This is a genomic window from Amycolatopsis jejuensis (genome assembly GCF_000717335.1).
Classification (GTDB): Bacteria; Actinomycetota; Actinomycetes; order Mycobacteriales; family Pseudonocardiaceae; genus Amycolatopsis; species Amycolatopsis jejuensis.
Genome location: NZ_JNYZ01000064.1, coordinates 1 through 18713 on the forward strand (window position 1 = coordinate 1; position 18713 = coordinate 18713).

The window sequence follows — 18713 nt, forward strand, 5'->3', positions numbered from 1 at the left end:
CGGCAGCAACGAAAACACCAACGGCCTGCTCCGCCAGTACTTCCCCAAAAGCACCGACCTCTCAGCCCACACCGCCGAACACCTCGCCGCCGTCGCCGCCCAACTCAACCGCCGCCCCCGCAAAACACTCGACTGGGACACCCCCGCCGAACGCCTCACTACACTCCTCACCCACACCAACTAACCACCCGCGTTGCAACCACCCCTGGATGGTAAGGCTGTCCCCACCGTCGTGACGCCGGTCGGCACCATGGTTGCGCCCCCTCTCCCGGCCTAGTTTCGGAATGTCAGCCGGGACTAGCGAGGGAGTGTGGCGGACATGACGGCGGGGACAGATCTTCGACCACCGAGAGCGACGAAGCCATCCAAGAGCTGGTCGTGGGTAACGCCGCTGGGCCTGCTGGTGGTCGCCTTCCTGGCGTACTCACTGCCGCCGTACCTGGCGTTCGACCCGGCCCAGTCGCGAGTACCGGCGTCGTTCGGCGCGCATTACTGGTTCCTGGTCGGGCACGTGGTGTTCGGGTCGATCGCGATGGTGACCGCGGTGCTGCAGATCTGGCCGTGGATCCGGCGGCGGTACCCGACGCTGCACCGTTACTCCGGCCGGGTGTACGTGTTCGCCGGGGTCCTGCCGTCCGGCCTGATGGCGCTCACGATCGGCGCGGCGAGCCCGTTCGGCCCGGCCACGCGGGCCAGCGACGTGCTGCTGGCCGTCGTGTGGCTGGGCGTCACGGGCGCTGGCTACCGCGCCGCTCGCGAACGTCGGTTCGGCGACCACCGGCGCTGGATGATCCGCAGTTTCGCGCTCACCATGTCGATCATTCTCAACCGGCTGATCGCACCGCTTGCTGTGATGTTCCTGGAACCCCAGGTACCCACGACCTTCGGCGGCAGCGAAATTGCGCTGATGCAGTCGGTGTCGGCAATTGCCGCCTGGGTGAGCTGGACCCTGGCCTTGATGGGCGCACAGCTTTGGCTGGACCGGAAACCTACTTCTGCAAAGATCGCGCGATAATGGTCCGCTGAATCTCCGACGCGCCTTCGTAAATACGCGGCGCCCGGACCTCGCGGTAGAGGTGCTCCAGCAGGTGACCTCGCCGCAAGGCCCGGGCGCCGTGCAGCTGTACCGCCTGGTCCACCACGTATTGCGCGGACTCCGTCGCGAACAGTTTTGCCATAGCCGCACGTCCGGCCAGATTCTGTTCGCCCGCGTCGTAGGCTGCGGCAGCTGCGTACACCAGCAGTCGCGAGGCTTCCGTGCGCGTCGCCATTTCCGCCATCGTGTGCGCCACCGTTTGCTGCTTCACCAACGGCCCACCGAATGCTTCGCGCGACGCCGTATAGCTCACCGTTGCGTCCAATGCGGCTTGCGCCATCCCGACCGCGAAGGCACCGACACTCGGCCGGAACAAATCCAGCGTCCGCATGGCAACGACAAATCCGCGGTTTTCCTCGCCCAGCAGCTCATTCCGGTGCACCCGGACGCCGTCGAACACCACGGTGCCGATCGGATGCGGGCTCACGAGATCGAGGTGCTCGCCACTCACGCCAGCCCGATCCCCGGGAACCACAAAAGCGCTCACCCCGCGTGACCCGGCATCCGGCGTCGTCCGGGCGAAAACAGTGTAGAAATCGGCTTCCGGCGCGTTCGAGATCCACATCTTGGTGCCGGTGAGCCGCCAGCCGTCCCCGTCGGGTTCAGCCGCCAGCTGCAGTGCGGCGGCGTCCGAACCAGCCTCCGGTTCGGTGAGTGCGAAGGCCGCCACCGCGTCACCCGCTGCCACTGCGGGCAGCCAACGCTGGACCTGTTCGTCCAAACCGGACTGCAGGACCGGGTAGCTTCCCAATCCCTGCAACGCCAACGCGGTCTCGGCCTCGGTGCTCTGGGTCGCGAGGGCTTCCCGAAGCAGGCACAGGTCGGTCGCTGCGGCCTGCCGAGTCGGCTGTCCACTTTCGACCCCGGGGAACAGCCGCGCCAGCAAACCGTGCGCACCCATGGCCTTGAGCAGCGGCCGGTTGACTGCGCCCTCCTCCCCGGCGGCAGCCAGCGCGACGAGCTGCTCGGCGGCGATCTGCCGCACGGACGCTGCGTACGCGGTCTGTTCCGGCGTGAATGCGAAGGCGTTCATCGGGCACTCTCCGGTCGCCAGCGGGCATGTGCGGTCTGGTGGCCGCCGGTGCGGACCAGGTCCAGCCGCGGCTCGGGGCCGTCCGAACGGCCGGTCTGCGGCGGCCGTTTCCCGGCTGCCCACTGCTTCGGCCACGCCATCGGGTACTCCTGCGCGGCCGCCGCGTGCAGTGTCCACTGTGGATTGAACAGGTGGGTCCGGCCGAGGGCGCACAGATCCGCGCGACCGGCCAGGATGAGCGAGTTCACGTCGTCGTACGAGGAAATCGCGCCGACCGCGATCACTGCCGTGCCATAGCGAAGTCCGACCTCGTTGCGAATCCGGTCCGCGTACGGCGTCTGGTAGCTACGCCCGAACTTCGGCTCTTCCTCGCTCACGACCTGGCCGGTGGACACGTCGATGGCCGCCGCGCCGTGTTCGGCGAACGCTTTCGCGATGGCCACCGCTTCGTCGGCGTCGTTGCCGCCCTCGAACCAGTCAGTCGCCGAAATACGCACCGTCAGCGGCCGGTCGGCGGGCCAGACTTCCCGCATTGCGTCGAACACCTCGAGCGGGAAACGCAGCCGGTTTTCCGGTGAACCGCCGTATTGATCGGTGCGATGGTTCGTGAGCGGGGAGAGGAACGACGACAGCAGATAGCCGTGCGCACAGTGCAGTTCCAGCAGGTCGAACCCGGCCCGCGCGGCCGACTTCGTTGCCGCGACGAACTGGTCGCGAATCTCCGCCAATTCCGCCACACTCAGCGCACGCGGCGTCTGGTTGTTCGGCGAATACGGCAGCGGCGAGGGCGCGCAGACCTCCCAGTTGCCTTCCGGCAACGGGTCGTCGATCCCGTCCCACATCAGTTTCGTGGAACCCTTGCGCCCGGAATGTCCCAGCTGCAGCCCGATTTTCGCCGGAGTTTCGCGGTGCACGAACTCGACGATCCGCTGCCACGCGCTTTCCTGCTCGGCGTTGTACAGCCCGGGGCAGCCCGGCGTGATCCGGCCCTCGGCGGACACGCAGATCATTTCCGTCATGACCATTCCGGCCCCGCCGAGCGCCTTGCTTCCCAAGTGCACCAGGTGGAATTCGCCGGGAACGCCGTCGACCGAGGAGTACATGTCCATCGGCGACACCACGATCCGGTTCGGCAGCTCCAGCGAACCGATTTTCACCGGCTGGAACATCGGCGGCGCGACCGAAGTGCCGAGCGACCCGGCAAACCATTCGTCGAGCGACGCAGCGAATTCACGGTCCCGCAGCTTCAGATTGTCGTAAGTGACGCGGCGGCTGCGGGTAAGAATGTTGAACGCGAACTGCTCCGGTTCCTGGTCCGTGTACTGCCCCAGGTTCTCGAACCACTCCAGGCTCGCCTGCGCGGCCCGCTGCGTGGACGCGACCACCGGACGTCGCTCTTCTTCATACGCGGCAAGGGCTTCCGGCACGCTCGGCTGCTCGTGCAGGCACGCGGCCAGCGCAAGCGCGTCCTCCATCGCGAGCTTCGTGCCCGACCCGATGGAGAAATGCGCGGTGTGCGCGGCGTCGCCGAGCAGCACCACGTTGTCGTGGACCCAGTTCTCGCAGCGGACGGTGCCGAACGTGGCCCACTTGGAGTTGTTGGCCAGCAGCTGGTGCCCGTCGAAGATGTCGCCGCAGAGCTGGCGGATCAGCTCGATCGACTTCTCGTCGCTCTCGCCCGGCCCGAGCCCGGTGGCGGCGATCGGCCCGAACGCGCGCTGCCAGACGTCCTCGTGCATCTCGAGGATGAATGTGCTGCCGTCGCTGCCGTATGGATACCCGTGGACCTGCATGACCCCGTACGGCGTTTCCAGGATGTAGAACTTGAACGCGTCGAAGACGAGGTCGGTGCCCAGCCAGATGTACCGGCATTGCCGCGTCTCGACGGTCGGCCGGAACGAGTCGGCGAACGCCGCCCGCATGGCCGAGTTCACGCCGTCGGCGGCGATCACGAGGTCGTACTCCGCCGCCAGCTCCGCGGGGTCCGGCGCGAGCGTCTGGAACCGGACATCAATGCCCATTTCGCGGCACCGCTGCTGCAGGATCGCCAGCAGCCGCTTCCGGCTCATCGCGGCGAACCCGTGTCCACCGGATGTCGAGACGGTGCCGCGATAGTGCACGTCGATGTCGTCCCATCGCGCGAACTCCCGGCTCATCGCCTCGTGGACGGCCGCGTCGGCGTGTTCGATTCCGCCGAGCGTCTCGTCGGAGAAGACGACGCCGAAGCCGAACGTGTCGTCCGGCGCGTTGCGCTCCCAGACCGTGATCTCGTGGTCCGGGCCGAGTTGTTTCGCGAGCACGGCGAAGTAGAGGCCCGCAGGCCCACCGCCGACGACTGATATCCGCACCCACCCAGGTTATGTTGTTTACCGCACGGTCGTCAAGAAGACGATAGATGGGTTACGCTCCCGGGCATGGAACGGATCAATCCCCCCGAGCTCGGCAAGCCGTCCGGGTTCTCGCACGCGGTCGCGGCCGAGGGCCGGTTCGTGTTCCTCGCCGGGCAGACCGCGCTGGACCCCGAGGGCCGGATCGTCGGCGACGGCGTGGTGGAGCAGTTCGAGCACGCGCTCGGCAACCTGCTCACCGCGTTGCGTGCGGCCGGTGGCGAGCCCGCGGACCTGTGCAGCCTCACCGTGTACATCGTCGACATGGACGACTACAAGGCGCACGCCCGTGACATCGGCCGGGTCTGGAAGCGGCTGGCCGGCGCGGATTACCCGGCGATGGCCGGCATCGGGGTACGGCGGCTGTGGGACGTCGAAGCGCTGGTGGAAGTGCAGGGCTTCGCCGTGGTCAACCGCTGAGAACCTGCCCGAGATACGTGCGCGCGGCGTCCTCGAGCCGGTCGTGCAGGGCGAAGAACACCTCCGCGGCGCGGATGCCGGACCATCCGGCGGGCAGCAGCTCGGCGGGCAGGCACGGGTCGAGGTACGGCATCCGCCGCCAGCCGGTGAGCACGCGCAGGTAGTCGGCGAACGCCTCGTCGGCGGGGGTGGTGCGGCGGCGCTGCCAGCGGCGCAAGGCCGGTTCGTGCTCGTCGAGGAAGGCCGTGTACAGCTCGTCGAGCTGGTCCAGGTCCCACCACTCGTGCACCTTGTCTCGCGGGTCGCCGAAGGCGAGGTGCTCGGCGCGGAACAGGTCGGCGTACTCGGCGAGGCCGAGCCGCGTCAAGGTGCCGACGGTGACCTCGTACAGGTGCGCGGGCGCGATCCAGACGCCGGAGGAAGCCGTGCCGAAACCGAGCCGGGACAGCTGGGTCCGCAGTACGTGCCGCTTGTGCCGTTCGGTTTCCGGCACCGAGAACACCGCCAGCAGCCAGCCGTCGGCGAGCTTCGCGCGGTCGCGGCGGAAGATCCGTTCGTCCCCTTCGCGCAGTAATTCCAGGGCGGTACCGGACAATTCGTACCCGGCGGCCCCGTCGCGGCGCACGGCTTCGAGCACCGCGCGGCGCTTCAGCCGGGAGATCGACGACCGCACGGCAGGCTCGTCCACCCCGACCGCGGCGAGCACGTCGATCAGCGAGGCGACGGACAGCCACTCGCCGCCTGCCTGGTGGTGCACGCCATAAACCGACACGATGAGATGGCGGGGCTGGGCGGCACGCCCGGCGTCGACATCGGTTGTTTCCGGTACGGCCGTCACTCGGTCACCATAACAAGCGGACCCGGGCGGGGCGGGTAGCATTTTCCTCGCCATGGCGTTTGTGAGCGAAGCACCTTTGGTGAGCAGGCTGACCCGCCGCGGCCGGCTCATGGCGAAACGCACCTGCGACCGCCGGGGGCACGCCTTCGCGCTCGGCCGGTTCCTCTTTCGCACCCCCACGGCGTGGGAGTACGCAGCCGCCGTCGCCTGCGGCAGTGATCCCGACGCCCAGCGCTGGCTCGGCTGGCTGCCCGGGTCGGTGGTGGCCGAACCGATGCGGACCGAGGCACTGCGGGTCACGCCGGGCACCGGTCCGGAATGGACGAAGCCGGACCCGCAGTCGGTGGACGTCGTCGCGATCGACCTCACGGCGGGCCGTTGCGCGGGTCTCGTGAGTGTGCACGCAGGCGAGGACGGCGGCCCGGAAACCGGCGGTTACCTCGCCCCCGGCTACCGCGGCCACGGCTTCGGACGGGAGCTGTTCGCGGCCGGTCTCGTGCTGGCGCACGAACACCTGGGCCTTTCGCGGGTCCGGGCAGGCGCGGAGGTCGGCAACGTCGCGAGCGGACGGTCGTTGGAAGCCGCCGGGTTGCGCCGGGTGGCGGGGCCGCCGCACTACACGCTGCCGAATGGCCGGGCCGGTGCGGCTTGGTGGTACCAGCACGACGTCGCGTGGCCTCGGCAGTGCGGGGGTCCGCAGGCGCAGTGGCTGAGCGTTTCCTAGCCGTACTGTTCGAAGACCTTCAGCGTGTTGATCACCAACGCGCGTTCAGCCGGGCTGAGCGGGGTGAGCGCGTGCTGCCACGCCTTCGCGCCGCGCGCGAGCCATGCGTCCACTGCCGGACGCTTCTCCTCGCTGATGCTCACGATCGTGCGGCGCCGGTCGTCCTGGTCCTCGGTGCGTTCCAGTACCCCCTGGCGGGACAGATCGCCGACCATCAGGCTCGCCGTCGTGGGTGCGACCTCCAGCCGTCCGGCCAGTTCGGTGACTGTCATCGGGCCGTCGAACAGCAGGTAGGCCAGCAGGGACAGATGCCGTGGCGCGAGGGAGACGTCGTCGAGTTCCGGGGGCGGCGGCGTCCGCTTCGCGCGCCCGACCAGTCGGGGCATGAGCAGCAGCAGCTCGCGCACCCCGTCCTCGACACTCGGACCCGGTTCGGTGGCCATGCCGCGACAGTACCGGCGTGGGTGTTGACAGCCCGACTGGCGGAATTCTAGGTTCGTTGTCGCATCAACAACAGGGGAGTGGCAGATGTCAGACCAGAACCAGGCCATCATCGAAGAGTTCCGCGCGAACAGCGGCAAGGTCGGCGGCTACTTCGAGGGCAAGACCCTGCTGCTGCTCACCCACACCGGCGCGAAAAGCGGTGCGCAGCGCATCACCCCGCTCGTCTACACGACCGACGGCGACCGGCTGGTGATCACCCCGACCAACGCCGGTGCGGACACCAATTCCGCCTGGTACCACAACGTCATCGCGCATCCTGGGGTGACGGTCGAGGTCGGCACCGACACGTTCCCGGTCACCGCGAAGGTGGTCGAGGACCGGGCCGAGCGCGACCGGCTGTACGCCGGGTTCGTCGCCGCCATCCCGACCTTCGCGGACTACGAGAAGAAGACCGACCGGGTGATCCCGGTGGTCGTTCTCGAACGCTGAACTACCCGAGCGGCTGCCCGTACACGAAGCTGCGCAGCCGTCCGGTCGATGGCGCGTCCAGCTGGGCGAACAGCTTGGCGTGCGCGGTTTGCACGGTTGCCGCATCGGGTTCCACCACCGACAGCGCGCGCACGGTGTAGCGCGAATCCGGGGTGAAATCCGGTGCTGACGAATGCTGGTAGGCGCCGCCGAGCAGGTCGATGATCAGCACGGTCGGCACGGGTGCGCCAGGGCCCGCGTGGTCGAGGACCGCGGTCAGGATGTCGTCGGGCAGGGCCGGCAGGACGCGGTTGTCGCCGAGGTACGAATGCGGGTGCGGCGGCTCGGCGGCGATCTGGCCGGAGTCGGTGAACGGCATCGTGACGAGGGTGTCCTGCAGCGGGCCGAGGGCACGCAGCGGCGCGACCAGCCGGTCGCCGCCGGTGCCGAGGTAGGCCACGCGAACGTGGGCAATGTGCTTGCCCCGCAACGGTTCCGGCACCATCGGCAGGTCCGGGTACGGCAGGAGCGCCACCGAGGTGCCGACGGTGTCGGGGAGGCCGGTGGTCCAGTCGCGCCAGGTGCGCAGGACGTCGGGGATCTTGGCGGTGTCGAAGTACAGGCCGCCGCCGTAGAGCGCGGTCACCGGGACGAGCCCGAATTCCAGCGCGGTGACGATGCCAGTGCCGAGCGGGCCGCGGGTGGCCGTGCCGTCGGGGAGGACGACGTCGGCGGCGCGCACGCGGTCGGACGCGAGGCCGAAATGCCGTCCCAGCAAGCCGAAACCGCCGCCGAGCGTGTAGCCGACCACGCCGACGCCGGGTGCCGAACCACTCAGCGGCGCGAGCCCGTGCTCCGCGGCGGCCGTGATCACGCTGCCCCAGGTCGCGCCCGCATCTACCCGGGCCACCGCGCGATTCGGGTCGACAGTCACGCCGGTCATCCGTCGCGTCGAGATCAACACGCCCTCGGCGGGTGCGCGCAGGCCGTGGCCGGTGGCTTGCACCGACACCGGCAGCTCGCGTTCGGCGGCCTGCCGGACTGCGGCGGCGACGTCGGCCGCGGTTTCTGCGACGACGACGAGCTGCGGGGTGGAGCGGATGCCGGTCTGGAATCCGGCGATCTCTTCGCGGTAACCGTCCTGGTCAGGGGTGAACGTCTGCATACCGTCAGCCTGCGGGATCGGTGGCAAGAAGTCCAAGAGATACTGATTCCGGTTGCTAGAATCAGTGGTTATGGAACTGCACCAGCTGGAGTACTTCGTCGCCGTAGCCGACGAGGCCAACTTCACGCGTGCGGCGGCCCGGATGCACGTCGCGCAACCCGGCGTCAGCGCGCAGATCCGGCGGCTGGAACGCGAGCTGGGCCAGCCGTTGTTCGACCGGTCCGGCCGGGCCGTGCGGCTCACCGACGTCGGCGCCGCCGCCCTGCCGCACGCGCGTGCTGCGCTGGCCGCCGTTGCGGCGGTGCGCGAGACGGTCGCGGAGCACGAGGGCCTGGTCCGCGGCCAGGTCGCGATGGGGATGGTCACGTCGGCCGGTCCGGTCGCGCTGCCCGATTTCCTCGCCGGGTTCGCCGAACGCTACCCGGGCGTCGAGATCACGCTGGGTGAGGCGAACTCCGACGTGATGGTGGCGGCGTTGCGCGAAGGACGGCTGGACGTCGCCGTGATCGGGCTGGCCGACGGGGTTCCGGCCGGGCTCACCACGCAGGTCGTGCTGGACGAGGAACTGGTCGCCGTCGTCGGCCCGCGTGACGAGTTCGCCGGGCGGGACGAGGTTTCGCTCGCCGACCTGGCGACGCGGTCGCTCATCTGCCTGCCGAAAGGTACCGGCCTGCGCGGCGTGCTCGACCGAGGGTTCGCCGCCGCCGGGCTGCACCCGCGCGTGACGATCGAGGCGAGCGACCCGAACGTGCTGGCGCAGCTCGCGGTCCGCGACCTCGGCGTGGCGCTGATCCCGGAATCGCTGGCGCGGTACTACCGCAAGGAGCTGCATGCGCTGCGGCTTCGCCCGGAGCTGCGCGGACAGCTGGCGCTGGCCTGGCGGGCCGACCCGCCCGCCGGTCCTGCCGCTCGCGCGCTGATCGACTTCGCCCGGTCGGTGCTCTGACCGATCTTGACAGGGCGTCAACGGACGGGTTCCCCTGGGTGCATGCTTTCGGACGGCATGCTCGGCGTCAGCCTGCTCGCGGGCAGCGCGAACGTGATCATGCAGCTCGGGCGGCCGGGCTTGGGGTACGGCGTGCTGGAAAGCCGGGTCGATTCGGGGAATCTTTTCAAACATCCGCTGAAACGCTCGCGCACCACGGTCACGTATCTCGCCGTCGCGATGCTGGGCACTGACGACGAGCGGGCGGCGTACCGGCGGGCGGTGAACACGGTGCACGCCCACGTGGTTTCCACCGACGCGAGTCCGGTGCAGTACCACGCTTTCGACCGTGACCTGCAGTTGTGGGTCGCGGCTTGCCTGTACCACGGGGTCGAGGACGTGCACCGCGCGTTTCTCGGCTGTCCGGCGCCGGAATCGTGGTACGCCGATGCGGTGGTGCTGGGTACGACGCTGCAGGTACGGCCGGAGCAATGGCCGGTCGATCGGGCTGCGTTTGCGGCGTATTGGGCCGACGGGCTCGCGCGGGTCGACATCGACGACCGGCTTCGCGAATACCTCACCGCCATCGCGAATCTGGAGTTCCTGCCGCGCCCGTGGCCGCTCCTTTTCGGACGGTTACACCGCTTCGTGACCACGGGATTCCTGCCGGAGGTGTTCCGCGAGCAGATGCGGCTGCCGTGGTCGGCGGCGGATCAGCGCCGGTTCGACCGGCTCATGCGCGGGATCGGCCGGATGGTGGAACGGCTGCCGCTGCGCGCGCGGCGGTTTCCGTACGACGCCTGCCTCGCGGACTTCCGGCGTCGCCTGCGGGCCGGGAAACCGCTCGTCTAAGCGGTTGACCGGAATGCCGTGTTCGGCAATGGTGGCGATATGGCCACTCCCGATGAAGTGCGCGAAGGCGTTTCCCTGACGCATCTCGACCAGGAGCTGTTCGCCGATTCCGGGGTGACCAAGCGGGACCTCGTCGACTATTTCGACGCCGTTTCGGAACGGTTGCTGCCGGTGCTGCGGGACCGTCCGCTGTCGGTGATGCGGGTGCTGCGCGGGCAGGACGCGTTCATGCAGAAGAACCTGCCGAAGTACACGCCGGAATGGGTGTCGCGGGCGAAACTGTGGGCGGAGAGTTCACAACGGACAGTCACCTATGGACTGTGCAACGACCGGCGGACGTTGCTGTGGTTCGGCAATCAGCGGGCGGTCGAGCTGCATCCGGCGCTCACGCGCGTCGACCCGGTGGGCCCGACGGATCTGATCATGGACCTCGACCCGCCGGAGGGTGCGCCGTTCTCCGTTGCGGTGGCGGCGGCTCGGCTGGTGCGGCAGGCCTTGGCCGACGTGGGGCTGGCCGGTGCGTTGAAGACCAGTGGGTCGAAGGGCGTGCACGTGTTCGTGCCGCTCGTCACCGGGCTGTCCTTTGAGGACGTTGCGGCGGCGACGCGGGCGGTCGGGGCGCGGGCGGAACGGATCGACCCGGAGCTGGCGACCACGGCATTCATCCGCGAAGACCGTCATGGCAAGGTGTTTCTGGACTCGACTCGGGCCGGTGGGGCGACGGTGGCGGCGGTGTACAGTCCGCGGATCCGGCCGGGGGCGCCGGTGTCGTTCCCGGTGCGCTGGGCCGATGCGGATTCGGTGACTCCGGCGGATTTCACGGTGAAGACTGCGCTCGATCTGCTCGGGTCGGCGGATCCGTGGGCGGAGGAATTGCCTGCGCCGCAGGAGTTACCGGCCGACCTGGTCGCGGAGGGGCACACGATTCCGGTCGCGCGGGTGGCGGCCATGCACGAGGGGAAGCGGCGGGCTCGGGCGCGGCGGAAGTCAGGGGAGGGCGAGTAGGTCTGCGTGGTGCACGATCACGCTGGTGATGCGGCGGTTGGGTACTTGTATCTTCGGGTCTTGTTCCTTCGCTGCCGCAACGAATCCCTGGTACCAGGTGGTGATGAGGCGTTGTTGATCCGCGCCCAGCCGCCAGGGTGACGGTCTGGTGTGGACTGTCCAACCACGACTCCGGAACTCCTGTGCGGTGAACGCGACGGCGTCCGGGCCGAGGCGGTCTTCGCGGCGTTGGTGGTTGTTGAAGGCCTCGCTGAGTGCTGCGTCCGCCTTGTCCGGTGGAGTGATTTCGACGGCTCCGGTCACGGACAACGTGAAGAGTGCCGGGATTCGGGAGTCTGCACAGGACTGTACGAGACGGCGGATTTCGTTTGCGGTCAACAGGTCCAGTAGTGCTGACGCGGTGACCAGAGTGGTGTCGCCGAGGTCGGTGAGCCGAGTGATGTCGACGGCTTCGACGGTGGTCGGGTGTGGAAGGCTGCGGGCGGCGATCTCCAGCAGCCGTGGGTCGAGGTCGTGCAGGATCCACCGTTGTGGGGTCGGGAGCCGTCCGGACAGCCAGCGGCCCAGGGAACCGGTGCCGCAGCCGAGGTCGCGGATCACCATCGGAGTCTTCCTCGGGATGAGGTCGACGAGGTCGGCCGCGCGGGCTTCGGCGTCGGCCGGTTCCCGCAGCCGCAGCCATTCCGGTGCGTACCCGGAGGAGTCCACTGTGGTCACAGCGCGCGTTCGTATCCGGCCGAAGCGACATGGGATTCGTGCAGGGCAACTGAAATCCCGGACAGTCCCCGAGCACCCTCGCCGAGTTCACCCGCGTGTACGCGATCGGCGAGCCGGTCGGCGATCACCTTGGCGAGGAATTCCGTGGACGTGTTGACCCCGGCGAATTCGGGTTCGTCGTCGAGGTTGCGGTAGTTCAGGTCGGCGAGCACGGCGCCCAGCTGCTGGGTGGCGAGCCCGATGTCGACGACGATGTGGTCAGTGTCCAATTCGGACCGGCGGAAGGTCGCGTCGACGACGAACGTTGCGCCGTGAAGCCGTTGCGCCGGGCCGAAAACCTCGCCGCGGAAGCTGTGGGCGACCATGATGTGATCGCGCACGGTGACACTGAACAACGGTTTCTCCTTCACGGGTAAGTGATCCGGTGCGTCAATCCTGGGCCACGGACGATTCCGGGCAGCTCGGCGAACGTCGATTCCCCGGTGATGAGCACGTCGAACGCCGGATCGGCGAGCAAGCGCAACGCCAATGCCATCCGGTCGCCGTAGCTGCGATGTGCGGCGGGCGAAACGGTGCCGACCTGGCTGCCGCGCACCGTGAGCCGTCGCGAATGGAAGTTCTCCCCGAGCGGCAATGACACGCGGCGGTCGCCGTACCAGCTCAGTTCCACCACCGTGCCTTCGGTCCGGAGCAGCTCGAGCGACCGCGTCAGCCCGGCTTCTGTCGCGCTGGCGTGTACCACCAGGTCGAGCTCGCCTTGTGCCGTTTCCGGGCTGGCGTAAGGAATTCCGAACGCGTTCGCGACCTGTTCGCGCGCCGGATCGATGTCGACGAGCTGCACGTCGACGCCCGGGAACCGCGACAGCAACCGCGCGACACAGCAGCCGACCATCCCCGCGCCGACCACCGCGATCCGGTCGCCGATCAGCGGCGCCGCGTCCCACAGCGCGTTCACCGCGGTCTCGACCGTGCCGGCGAGCACCGCGCGCGCAGCCGGAACGTCGTCCGGCACCACCGTGACCGCCGACGCAGGTACGACGTACTCGGTCTGGTGCGGGTAGAGGCAGAAGACCGTGCGGCCGGTCAGTTCCGGCGGCCCGGCAACGACTTCGCCGACGTTCAGGTAGCCGTATTTGACCGGCCACGGAAAGTCGCCTTCCTGGTACGGCGCGCGCATGACGGCGTACTGGCTCTCCGGCACTCCGCCGCGTCGCACGAGGTTTTCGGTGCCCCGGCTGAGCGCCGAAAATCGGGTGCGGACCAGCACTTCGCCCGGACCCGGGTCGGGTACCTCGGCGGGCCGGATCTCGCCGCCTTCGGCCGAAGTGAACCAAAAGGCGTACGCGGTCCGTGTCAAGGTCGTCCTCCGTCACCGCGGGAGCGAGGGTCAATGGCTGTCACCACGTGTACACGATCGCCGGCCGCGCTGGGTTCAACCGTTGCCCAACAGGCACCGGCAGTGACCGCGCAGATCGCGTTGCTGGTGCTGCTGGGCGCCGGTCTCGCCGGCTGGGTGGCAGGCCTCGGCTACCTCGTCGGGCTGTCCGTGCTGCTCACGAGCGCGGTACGGCGGACCGGGATCGCTCGCCTCGGCCCCGCCGACCACGTGACGCTCGCCCGCGCCGCCCTCATCGGCGGGGTCACCGCGCTCGTCGCAGATCACCTGACCGGGGGATCCCCGCCGGTGGTCGCGATGGTCCCCCTCGCCGCAGTCGCGCTGGTGCTCGACGCGGTCGACGGCCAGGTCGCCCGCCGCACCGGAACCGCGTCGGCGCTGGGCGCCCGCTTCGACATGGAGGCGGACGCGTTCCTGATCCTGGTGCTCAGCGCGCTGGTCGCGGCCTCGACAGGCCCGTGGGTGCTGGCGATCGGCCTGATGAGATACGCCTTCGTCGCCGCGGCGTGGCTCCTGCCGTGGCTGCGCGCCGACCTCCCCCCGAGCCGCGCGCGCAAAGCCGTGGCCGCCCTGCAGGGCATCGCCCTGACGACCGCCGCCGCAGGCATCACCCCGACGGCCCTCGCGGCCCTCGCATTGACCGCCCTGACCTGGTCTTTCACCCGCGACGTGCGGTGGCTGTACCGCGTCAGCCCTGTCCGGGTGCGCTCAGCTGCCAGGACACGCCCCACCGGTCGTTGACCCACGCGAACGGCCCGAAGCCGTACTCGTCGATCGGCATGAGGGTGCCGCCGCCCTCGCTCAGTGCGTCGTACACCCGCTTGAGCTCGGCCTCCGAGTCGACGGTCACGAACAACGAGCTGGACGGCGTGAACTCGAAGGCGTGCTTGACGAAGCTGTCACTGCAGCGGACCCGCTGCCCGGCCACGGTGAACTCGGCCATCACGACGGTCCCCTCCGGCCCGGGCCCGTCGGCGCCGTAACGCTGCTCGGACAGCACCGAATCCCCGGGGAACAGCGAGGTGTAGAAGGCCATCGCCTCACCGGCGTCGCGCTTCTGGAACATGAGGAACGGTACGAGATCGGTCATCGGCCCGGTACGTCCTTTCGCAAGATCAGTAGGTGCGGACCCTTCGAACGTGGCATTGACAAGAAGATTTGTCAAGCGTGGCGAACCCCGGATGGATGACGGGCTCCGGTCAGGAGCGGGTGCGCATCGATGCAGGTGGGGCCGTTCCCAGTAGCCTTGCGGCGACCCATGCGAGCCCGTCGGCCGTGGATGACGGCGTGCCGGACGGTTGCATCACATGGCTCAGCACCGAGCGGACCACGAGGTCCATCACCACGGTGAGCTGGCTGTCGTCCAAGGGTGGGGCGTAGCTGCGCACCCGGTCGTGCAGTTCGGCTTTCGCCTCGGTCAGGAGGGTGCCGGCGCGGGTGGTCAGCAGGGGCAGGAACTCCGTGTCCGTGCCGTGGGTTGCCGAGGCGATGGCGCGCAGCAGGATGTTGTTCTCGGCCAGTTCGAGTACCGCGCGGACGGCGTCGTAGATCGCCTCCACCAGGTCGGTCGGGTGGCGTTCGAAGGCGGCGCGGACGACGGCCAGGAACCGGCCCAGTTCGTGCGCGATCATGGCTTCCGCGAGCGCCGGTTTCGAGCCGATCTCGTTGTACACGGTCTGCCTGCTCACGCCCACCAGTTCGGCGAGCCGCGCCATCGTGACCGCGGACCAGCCGGAACGCGCGGTGAGTTCGATTGCAGCGGTGATGATCGGCTGCCGGTGCTGGCCGCCTTCGGACGACGGGACCGGGACCACGCTCATGGCAGTCATTCTAGGCGGCCATTTCCGTCGCGAACGCCACTGCCTCGCGCCACGGCGCCCGCGCGGCGATCCGCTTGCGGTACTTCATGATGTCGCGCGGGCGGTCGATGGTGAAGGCGCCGACGATCCGGTCGCCGCGGCGGTAGAGCGCGGTGCAGCCCGGCCCGGTGACGACGACCTCGTCCGCGCGTGGGGTTCCGACGAACTGGATCCGATGTGCGTACCAGTCCGACCAGAAGTACGGCACCGCGCTGAACTCCCGCGCATTCGCGGGGTCCAGCGCGTGCCGCGCCGCGGCCGCACCCTGCTCGGCCGCGTTCGTCCAGTGTTCCAGCCGCATCAGTTCGCCGTCGAACAGCGAGTTCGCCACATGCGCGACGTCACCGGCCGCGTACACGCCGGGGGCGGCGGCGAGGGTGGCGTCGCAGATCACGCCGCCGTCGCGTTCGTGCAGCGGGATTCCGCTGTCCCGGAGCCAGCCGGTGGCCGGTACCGCGCCGATTCCGGTGACGACGAGGTCGGCTGGAAGCACTTCGCCGGTCGACAGCCGGACCCCGGTCACGGCACCGTTCTCGGCCTCGAAACCGGTGACGTCCGTACCCAGCCGGAGATCGGTTCCTGCCTCGCGGTGCAGTTCGGCGCACACCGAACCGACCTCGGGTCCGATCGCGCGGACCAGCGGCGTGTCCAGTGATTCCACAATGGACACGGGGAGGTCGCGTTTCCTTGCTGCCGACGCGACTTCCGAGCCGATGAACCCGGCGCCGATCACGACTGTCCGGGCGCCACTGTCCAATGCGGACCGGACGGCGGCGGCGTCCTCGGCGGTGCGCAGAGGGTGGATGCCGGAAATCCCGGCTGCGGCCGGGAGAACTCGGGCGGTGGCGCCAGTGGCGATCACGAGCGTGTCGTAGCTGACCGGACCGGCGGCAGTATCGACCAGGCGCGCTACGGGATCCAGGCTCAAAGCACGGGTGCCCAGGAGAAGTTCGACACCCAGCTCCTGTAGCTCCTCCGCGGGCAGAAATGGTTCCACTGCACGAGGTCCGTCGGGTGAGAGGAACGCTTTGGACAACGGTGGCCGGTCGTACGGCAGGTGTTCCTCGGCTCCGATGAGGACGATCCGGCCGGGATACCCGGTGCGGCGCGCGGATTCGACCGCTCGCAGCCCGGCCAGCGACGCGCCGACCACTGCGAGAGTCATGACACCAGTTTCAACGCGAGTACCGGGCAGGCGTCGACTGCGGCGGCGAGGTCGGTGCGGTGTTCCTCGCCGGGGTTCGAGTCGAGCACGACGACCGTACCCTCGTCGCCGACCTCGAAGAAGTCCGGCGCCATTGCTTCGCACATGCCCAGGCCGTCACATTTACCCAGGTCCGCTTCGATCCGCATCACACACTCATCCTTCCGGGAGCCACGAAGTCGACCTTTTCCCTTACCCCGCAGTCCGGACAGCACCACGAGTCCGGAATGGACGACCACGGTGTACCAGCCGGGAAGCCCTCCCGCGGGTCCCCGCGCTGCTCGTCGTAGACGTATCCGCAACCTGGGCACATACCACCCTCGGAAGCGTCCCCGCGCACATCGTCCAGCACGGCAACGGGAGCAGACTCACCATACTGGGCAAGGACTTTCGCCCGCTTCGACGGCTGGATGTTGGCCCGGCTGAGGTCGCCACCGAAATGCGTGAGCACCCGCTGGTCCATCACGCGCCGCCACAACGGCGGGAACAGCGCCAGCACGATCATCCCCGCGTACCCAGTGGGCAGCACCGGCGATTCGGCGAAGTCACGCAGAGTCTGGTACCGCCGCGTGGGGTTGGCGTGGTGATCGCTGTGCCGCTGCAGGTGATACAGCAGAACGTTGGTGGCGATGTTGTTGGAATTCCAGCTGTGGCTGGGATCCACGCGCTCGTACCGGCGTCGCTCCGGTGGTCCGGCCTGCTGCCGCAGCATCCCGTAGTGCTCCATGTAGTTCACGACTTCCAGCAGCGAGAACCCGATCACCGCCTGGATCACCAGGTACGGCAGGATTCCGACGCCCAGCCACGCGACCATCGCCACCCACAGCGCCGCCGACATCAGCCACGCGTTGAGCACGTCGTTGCCGATCCGGAACGGGTGCCGGTCGCGGCGCGCGTACCGCTTGCGCTCCAGCCGCCACGCGGATTTCAGCGAGCCGAACACCGTCCGCGGCCAGAACCGGTAGAAGCTCTCGCCGACGCGGCTGCTCGCCGGGTCCTCTGGCGTCGCCACGCGCACGTGGTGGCCACGGTTGTGCTCGATGTAGAAATGCCCGTAGAAGCTTTGCGCCAGCGCGATTTTCGACAGCCAGCGCTCGTGGCTTTCTTTCTTGTGACCGAGTTCGTGTGCGGTGTTGATGCCGATCCCGCCGATGCAGCCGATCGAGATCGCGAGCCCGACCTTGTCCACAATGGACAGGTCGCCGCGCGCGATGAGCCAGAACGCGAAGACGAACCCGACGTACTGGATCGGCAGGAAGAGGTAGGTGATCCAGCGGTAGTAGCGGTCCTGTTCGAGCCGCTCGATCACGTCGTCCGGCGGGTTGCTCCGGTCGAGCCCGGCGACGAGGTCGATCGCGGGCACGATCACCAGGATCACGATCGGCCCGATCCAGAACCAGACGCCCCATCCGGTCGCCGCGTGCAGCCCGATCGCGAGGAACGCCAGCGACGGCACGACCAGGCCGATCAGCCACAGGTACCGCTTCCGGTCGGTCCAGCGCTCGGTGGACCCGAGCGGCACGGTGCCGGTCATCTCGCTCATCACGCCCTCCTCCGTTGGCTGGCTTTACAAGAAGGTACGTCATGTACACCGTGTTTGACAAGAGGTGGCTAGATGTAAAGTTTCGATCCTAAGGGATCAGGTCAGAATGAGCTGGGGTGTCGGTTTCGGTTGCGGTGTTGGGTGTTCCAGCATTGCCGGATGCGTGAGCAGGTCGTGACCGCCAGCTGTGGGTGCGAGCCGTTGGTACCGGCATGTCCGTGACGGTTCGCTTTCCGGGTCGACGTCGTGCGGATGACCGGTCTGCGTTGGAGGGCATCCTCTAGGTCGTGCACACCGGCATGGGCCGGAACCGGCTGCCCACGGCCCTGTTCGGCGCCTCTGGCGCCACGTCGACCGGCGCAAGCCCGGCTCCGAGCACCACCTCATCACCGATGCGCACGGCACTCCGCTCGCCGTCACGCTGACCGGCGGACACCGTCACGACGTCACCCAGCTGATCCCGTTGCTCGACGCGGTCCCGCCCATTCGGCACGCCACGCCGGCGGCCCAGGCGGCTCTACGCCGACCGCGGCTACGACCACGACAAGTACCGACGCCTGGTCCGAGCCCGCGGCATCACCCCGCTGATCGCCCGCCGCGGCGTCGAACACGGTTCCGGTCTGGGCAAGATTCGCTG

General features: G+C 68.7%; 20 protein-coding genes and 3 pseudogenes. 10 read left to right on the top strand and 13 right to left on the bottom strand.

The features are described 5' to 3' along the window. Both OO71_RS45175 and OO71_RS45180 read left to right on the top strand, forming a co-directional pair. Nucleotides 1-184, top strand: a pseudogene (locus OO71_RS45175) (IS30 family transposase); the annotation flags it as partial. A 135-nt stretch (nt 185-319) separates the two neighbouring features. Beyond that, nucleotides 320-1015, top strand: a complete 696-nt coding sequence (locus tag OO71_RS45180) for a DUF2306 domain-containing protein (protein ID WP_033296293.1) — start codon at nt 320-322, stop codon at nt 1013-1015. Here the strand turns inward: OO71_RS45180 and OO71_RS45185 are convergent. Beyond that, nucleotides 990-2129 carry an acyl-CoA dehydrogenase family protein gene (locus OO71_RS45185; RefSeq protein WP_033296294.1) on the bottom strand — a complete coding sequence of 380 codons (1140 nt, stop codon included), beginning with the start codon at nt 2127-2129 and terminating at the stop codon, nt 990-992. The two genes, OO71_RS45180 and OO71_RS45185, sit on opposite strands and share 26 nt — an antisense overlap. Next, nucleotides 2126-4477 (bottom strand): bifunctional salicylyl-CoA 5-hydroxylase/oxidoreductase, encoded by a 2352-nt coding sequence (locus tag OO71_RS45190; protein WP_033296295.1) that lies wholly within the window; start codon nt 4475-4477, stop codon nt 2126-2128. The genes OO71_RS45185 and OO71_RS45190 overlap by 4 nt, the downstream gene beginning before the upstream one ends. Nucleotides 4478-4543: 66 nt before the next feature. On the opposite strand from OO71_RS45190, the gene OO71_RS45195 reads away from it, so the two are divergent. Beyond that, nucleotides 4544-4936 carry a RidA family protein gene (locus tag OO71_RS45195; RefSeq protein ID WP_033296296.1) on the top strand — a complete coding sequence of 131 codons (393 nt, stop codon included), beginning with the start codon at nt 4544-4546 and terminating at the stop codon, nt 4934-4936. Here the strand turns inward: OO71_RS45195 and OO71_RS45200 are convergent. After that, the gene (locus OO71_RS45200; RefSeq protein ID WP_033296297.1) at nt 4926-5774 is read right to left on the bottom strand and encodes a PaaX family transcriptional regulator; all 849 of its coding nucleotides are present in this window, start codon (nt 5772-5774) and stop codon (nt 4926-4928) included. The genes OO71_RS45195 and OO71_RS45200 overlap by 11 nt on opposite strands. 79 nt (nt 5775-5853) lie before the next feature. On the opposite strand from OO71_RS45200, the gene OO71_RS45205 reads away from it, so the two are divergent. Then, nucleotides 5854-6498 carry a GNAT family N-acetyltransferase gene (locus OO71_RS45205; RefSeq protein ID WP_245633977.1) on the top strand — a complete coding sequence of 215 codons (645 nt, stop codon included), beginning with the start codon at nt 5854-5856 and terminating at the stop codon, nt 6496-6498. Here the strand turns inward: OO71_RS45205 and OO71_RS45210 are convergent. After that, on the bottom strand, nt 6495-6941 hold the full coding sequence (locus OO71_RS45210; protein ID WP_033296299.1) for a MarR family winged helix-turn-helix transcriptional regulator: 447 nt from the start codon (nt 6939-6941) through the stop codon (nt 6495-6497). The genes OO71_RS45205 and OO71_RS45210 overlap by 4 nt on opposite strands. A gap of 85 nt (nt 6942-7026) precedes the next feature. On the opposite strand from OO71_RS45210, the gene OO71_RS45215 reads away from it, so the two are divergent. Continuing rightward, the gene (locus OO71_RS45215; protein ID WP_033296300.1) at nt 7027-7431 is read left to right on the top strand and encodes a nitroreductase family deazaflavin-dependent oxidoreductase; all 405 of its coding nucleotides are present in this window, start codon (nt 7027-7029) and stop codon (nt 7429-7431) included. Between the two features lies 1 nt (nt 7432). Here the strand turns inward: OO71_RS45215 and OO71_RS45220 are convergent, their stop codons facing one another. Next, entirely contained in the window at nt 7433-8575 is a 1143-nt protein-coding gene (locus OO71_RS45220) for an FAD-binding oxidoreductase (RefSeq protein WP_033296313.1), read from the bottom strand. 70 nt (nt 8576-8645) lie between these two features. Between OO71_RS45220 and OO71_RS45225 the strand changes: the two genes are divergently transcribed. From OO71_RS45225 to ligD, 3 genes are read left to right on the top strand one after another with little or no spacing between them, the layout of a single operon-like run. After that, on the top strand, nt 8646-9521 hold the full coding sequence (locus tag OO71_RS45225) for a LysR family transcriptional regulator (RefSeq protein WP_033296301.1): 876 nt from the start codon (nt 8646-8648) through the stop codon (nt 9519-9521). 42 nt (nt 9522-9563) lie between these two features. Continuing rightward, nucleotides 9564-10352, top strand: a complete 789-nt coding sequence (locus OO71_RS45230) for an oxygenase MpaB family protein (protein WP_033296302.1) — start codon at nt 9564-9566, stop codon at nt 10350-10352. A 39-nt stretch (nt 10353-10391) separates the two neighbouring features. Continuing rightward, entirely contained in the window at nt 10392-11357 is a 966-nt protein-coding gene (gene ligD, locus OO71_RS45235) for a non-homologous end-joining DNA ligase (protein ID WP_033296303.1), read from the top strand. On the opposite strand, the gene OO71_RS45240 is transcribed toward ligD, so the two are convergent. From OO71_RS45240 to OO71_RS45250, 3 genes are read right to left on the bottom strand one after another with little or no spacing between them, the layout of a single operon-like run. Next, nucleotides 11340-12074, bottom strand: coding sequence for a class I SAM-dependent methyltransferase (locus OO71_RS45240; RefSeq protein WP_033296304.1), 735 nt, complete (start codon nt 12072-12074; stop codon nt 11340-11342). The two genes, ligD and OO71_RS45240, sit on opposite strands and share 18 nt — an antisense overlap. Further along, entirely contained in the window at nt 12071-12469 is a 399-nt protein-coding gene (locus tag OO71_RS45245; RefSeq protein WP_033296314.1) for a 6-pyruvoyl trahydropterin synthase family protein, read from the bottom strand. The genes OO71_RS45240 and OO71_RS45245 overlap by 4 nt, the downstream gene beginning before the upstream one ends. 11 nt (nt 12470-12480) lie before the next feature. Further along, the gene (locus OO71_RS45250) at nt 12481-13431 is read right to left on the bottom strand and encodes a zinc-dependent alcohol dehydrogenase (protein WP_033296305.1); all 951 of its coding nucleotides are present in this window, start codon (nt 13429-13431) and stop codon (nt 12481-12483) included. Between the two features lie 102 nt (nt 13432-13533). Here OO71_RS45250 and OO71_RS45255 point away from each other — a divergent pair, with 102 nt between their 5' ends. Continuing rightward, nucleotides 13534-14211, top strand: coding sequence for a CDP-alcohol phosphatidyltransferase family protein (locus tag OO71_RS45255; protein WP_245633978.1), 678 nt, complete (start codon nt 13534-13536; stop codon nt 14209-14211). Here the strand turns inward: OO71_RS45255 and OO71_RS45260 are convergent. The 5 genes and pseudogenes from OO71_RS45260 to OO71_RS45280 form a co-directional block, all read right to left on the bottom strand. Beyond that, entirely contained in the window at nt 14159-14560 is a 402-nt protein-coding gene (locus OO71_RS45260; RefSeq protein WP_033296307.1) for a VOC family protein, read from the bottom strand. The genes OO71_RS45255 and OO71_RS45260 overlap by 53 nt on opposite strands. Before the next feature lie 109 nt (nt 14561-14669). Continuing rightward, nucleotides 14670-15299, bottom strand: coding sequence for a TetR/AcrR family transcriptional regulator (locus OO71_RS45265; RefSeq protein ID WP_033296308.1), 630 nt, complete (start codon nt 15297-15299; stop codon nt 14670-14672). A 1-nt stretch (nt 15300) separates the two neighbouring features. Beyond that, a pseudogene (locus OO71_RS45270) lies at nt 15301-16575 on the bottom strand (NAD(P)/FAD-dependent oxidoreductase); the annotation flags it as partial. Then, nucleotides 16491-16682: a ferredoxin gene (locus OO71_RS45275; RefSeq protein WP_033296310.1), complete on the bottom strand. Its 192-nt coding sequence runs from the start codon at nt 16680-16682 to the stop codon at nt 16491-16493. The gene OO71_RS45275 and the pseudogene OO71_RS45270, both read right to left, overlap by 85 nt. Beyond that, on the bottom strand, nt 16682-18076 hold the full coding sequence (locus OO71_RS45280; RefSeq protein WP_033296311.1) for a fatty acid desaturase: 1395 nt from the start codon (nt 18074-18076) through the stop codon (nt 16682-16684). Before OO71_RS45280 ends, OO71_RS45275 begins: the two co-directional genes overlap by 1 nt. A 227-nt stretch (nt 18077-18303) precedes the next feature. Here OO71_RS45280 and OO71_RS50760 point away from each other — a divergent pair. Further along, nucleotides 18304-18713 (top strand): annotated as a pseudogene (locus OO71_RS50760) (transposase); the annotation flags it as partial.

Bases quoted from the DNA above. Each gene is read 5' to 3' on its own strand.
- OO71_RS45180 (WP_033296293.1), top strand. From the start codon at position 320: ATGACGGCGGGGACAGATCTTCGACCACCGAGAGCGACGAAGCCATCC.
- OO71_RS45185 (WP_033296294.1), bottom strand. From the start codon at position 2,129: ATGAACGCCTTCGCATTCACGCCGGAACAGACCGCGTACGCAGCGTCC.
- OO71_RS45195 (WP_033296296.1), top strand. From the start codon at position 4,544: ATGGAACGGATCAATCCCCCCGAGCTCGGCAAGCCGTCCGGGTTCTCG.
- OO71_RS45210 (WP_033296299.1), bottom strand. From the start codon at position 6,941: ATGGCCACCGAACCGGGTCCGAGTGTCGAGGACGGGGTGCGCGAGCTG.
- OO71_RS45215 (WP_033296300.1), top strand. From the start codon at position 7,027: ATGTCAGACCAGAACCAGGCCATCATCGAAGAGTTCCGCGCGAACAGC.
- OO71_RS45220 (WP_033296313.1), bottom strand. From the start codon at position 8,575: ATGCAGACGTTCACCCCTGACCAGGACGGTTACCGCGAAGAGATCGCC.
- OO71_RS45225 (WP_033296301.1), top strand. From the start codon at position 8,646: ATGGAACTGCACCAGCTGGAGTACTTCGTCGCCGTAGCCGACGAGGCC.
- OO71_RS45230 (WP_033296302.1), top strand. From the start codon at position 9,564: ATGCTTTCGGACGGCATGCTCGGCGTCAGCCTGCTCGCGGGCAGCGCG.
- ligD (WP_033296303.1), top strand. From the start codon at position 10,392: ATGGCCACTCCCGATGAAGTGCGCGAAGGCGTTTCCCTGACGCATCTC.
- OO71_RS45260 (WP_033296307.1), bottom strand. From the start codon at position 14,560: ATGACCGATCTCGTACCGTTCCTCATGTTCCAGAAGCGCGACGCCGGT.
- OO71_RS45265 (WP_033296308.1), bottom strand. From the start codon at position 15,299: ATGACTGCCATGAGCGTGGTCCCGGTCCCGTCGTCCGAAGGCGGCCAG.
- OO71_RS45275 (WP_033296310.1), bottom strand. From the start codon at position 16,682: ATGCGGATCGAAGCGGACCTGGGTAAATGTGACGGCCTGGGCATGTGC.
- OO71_RS45280 (WP_033296311.1), bottom strand. From the start codon at position 18,076: ATGAGCGAGATGACCGGCACCGTGCCGCTCGGGTCCACCGAGCGCTGG.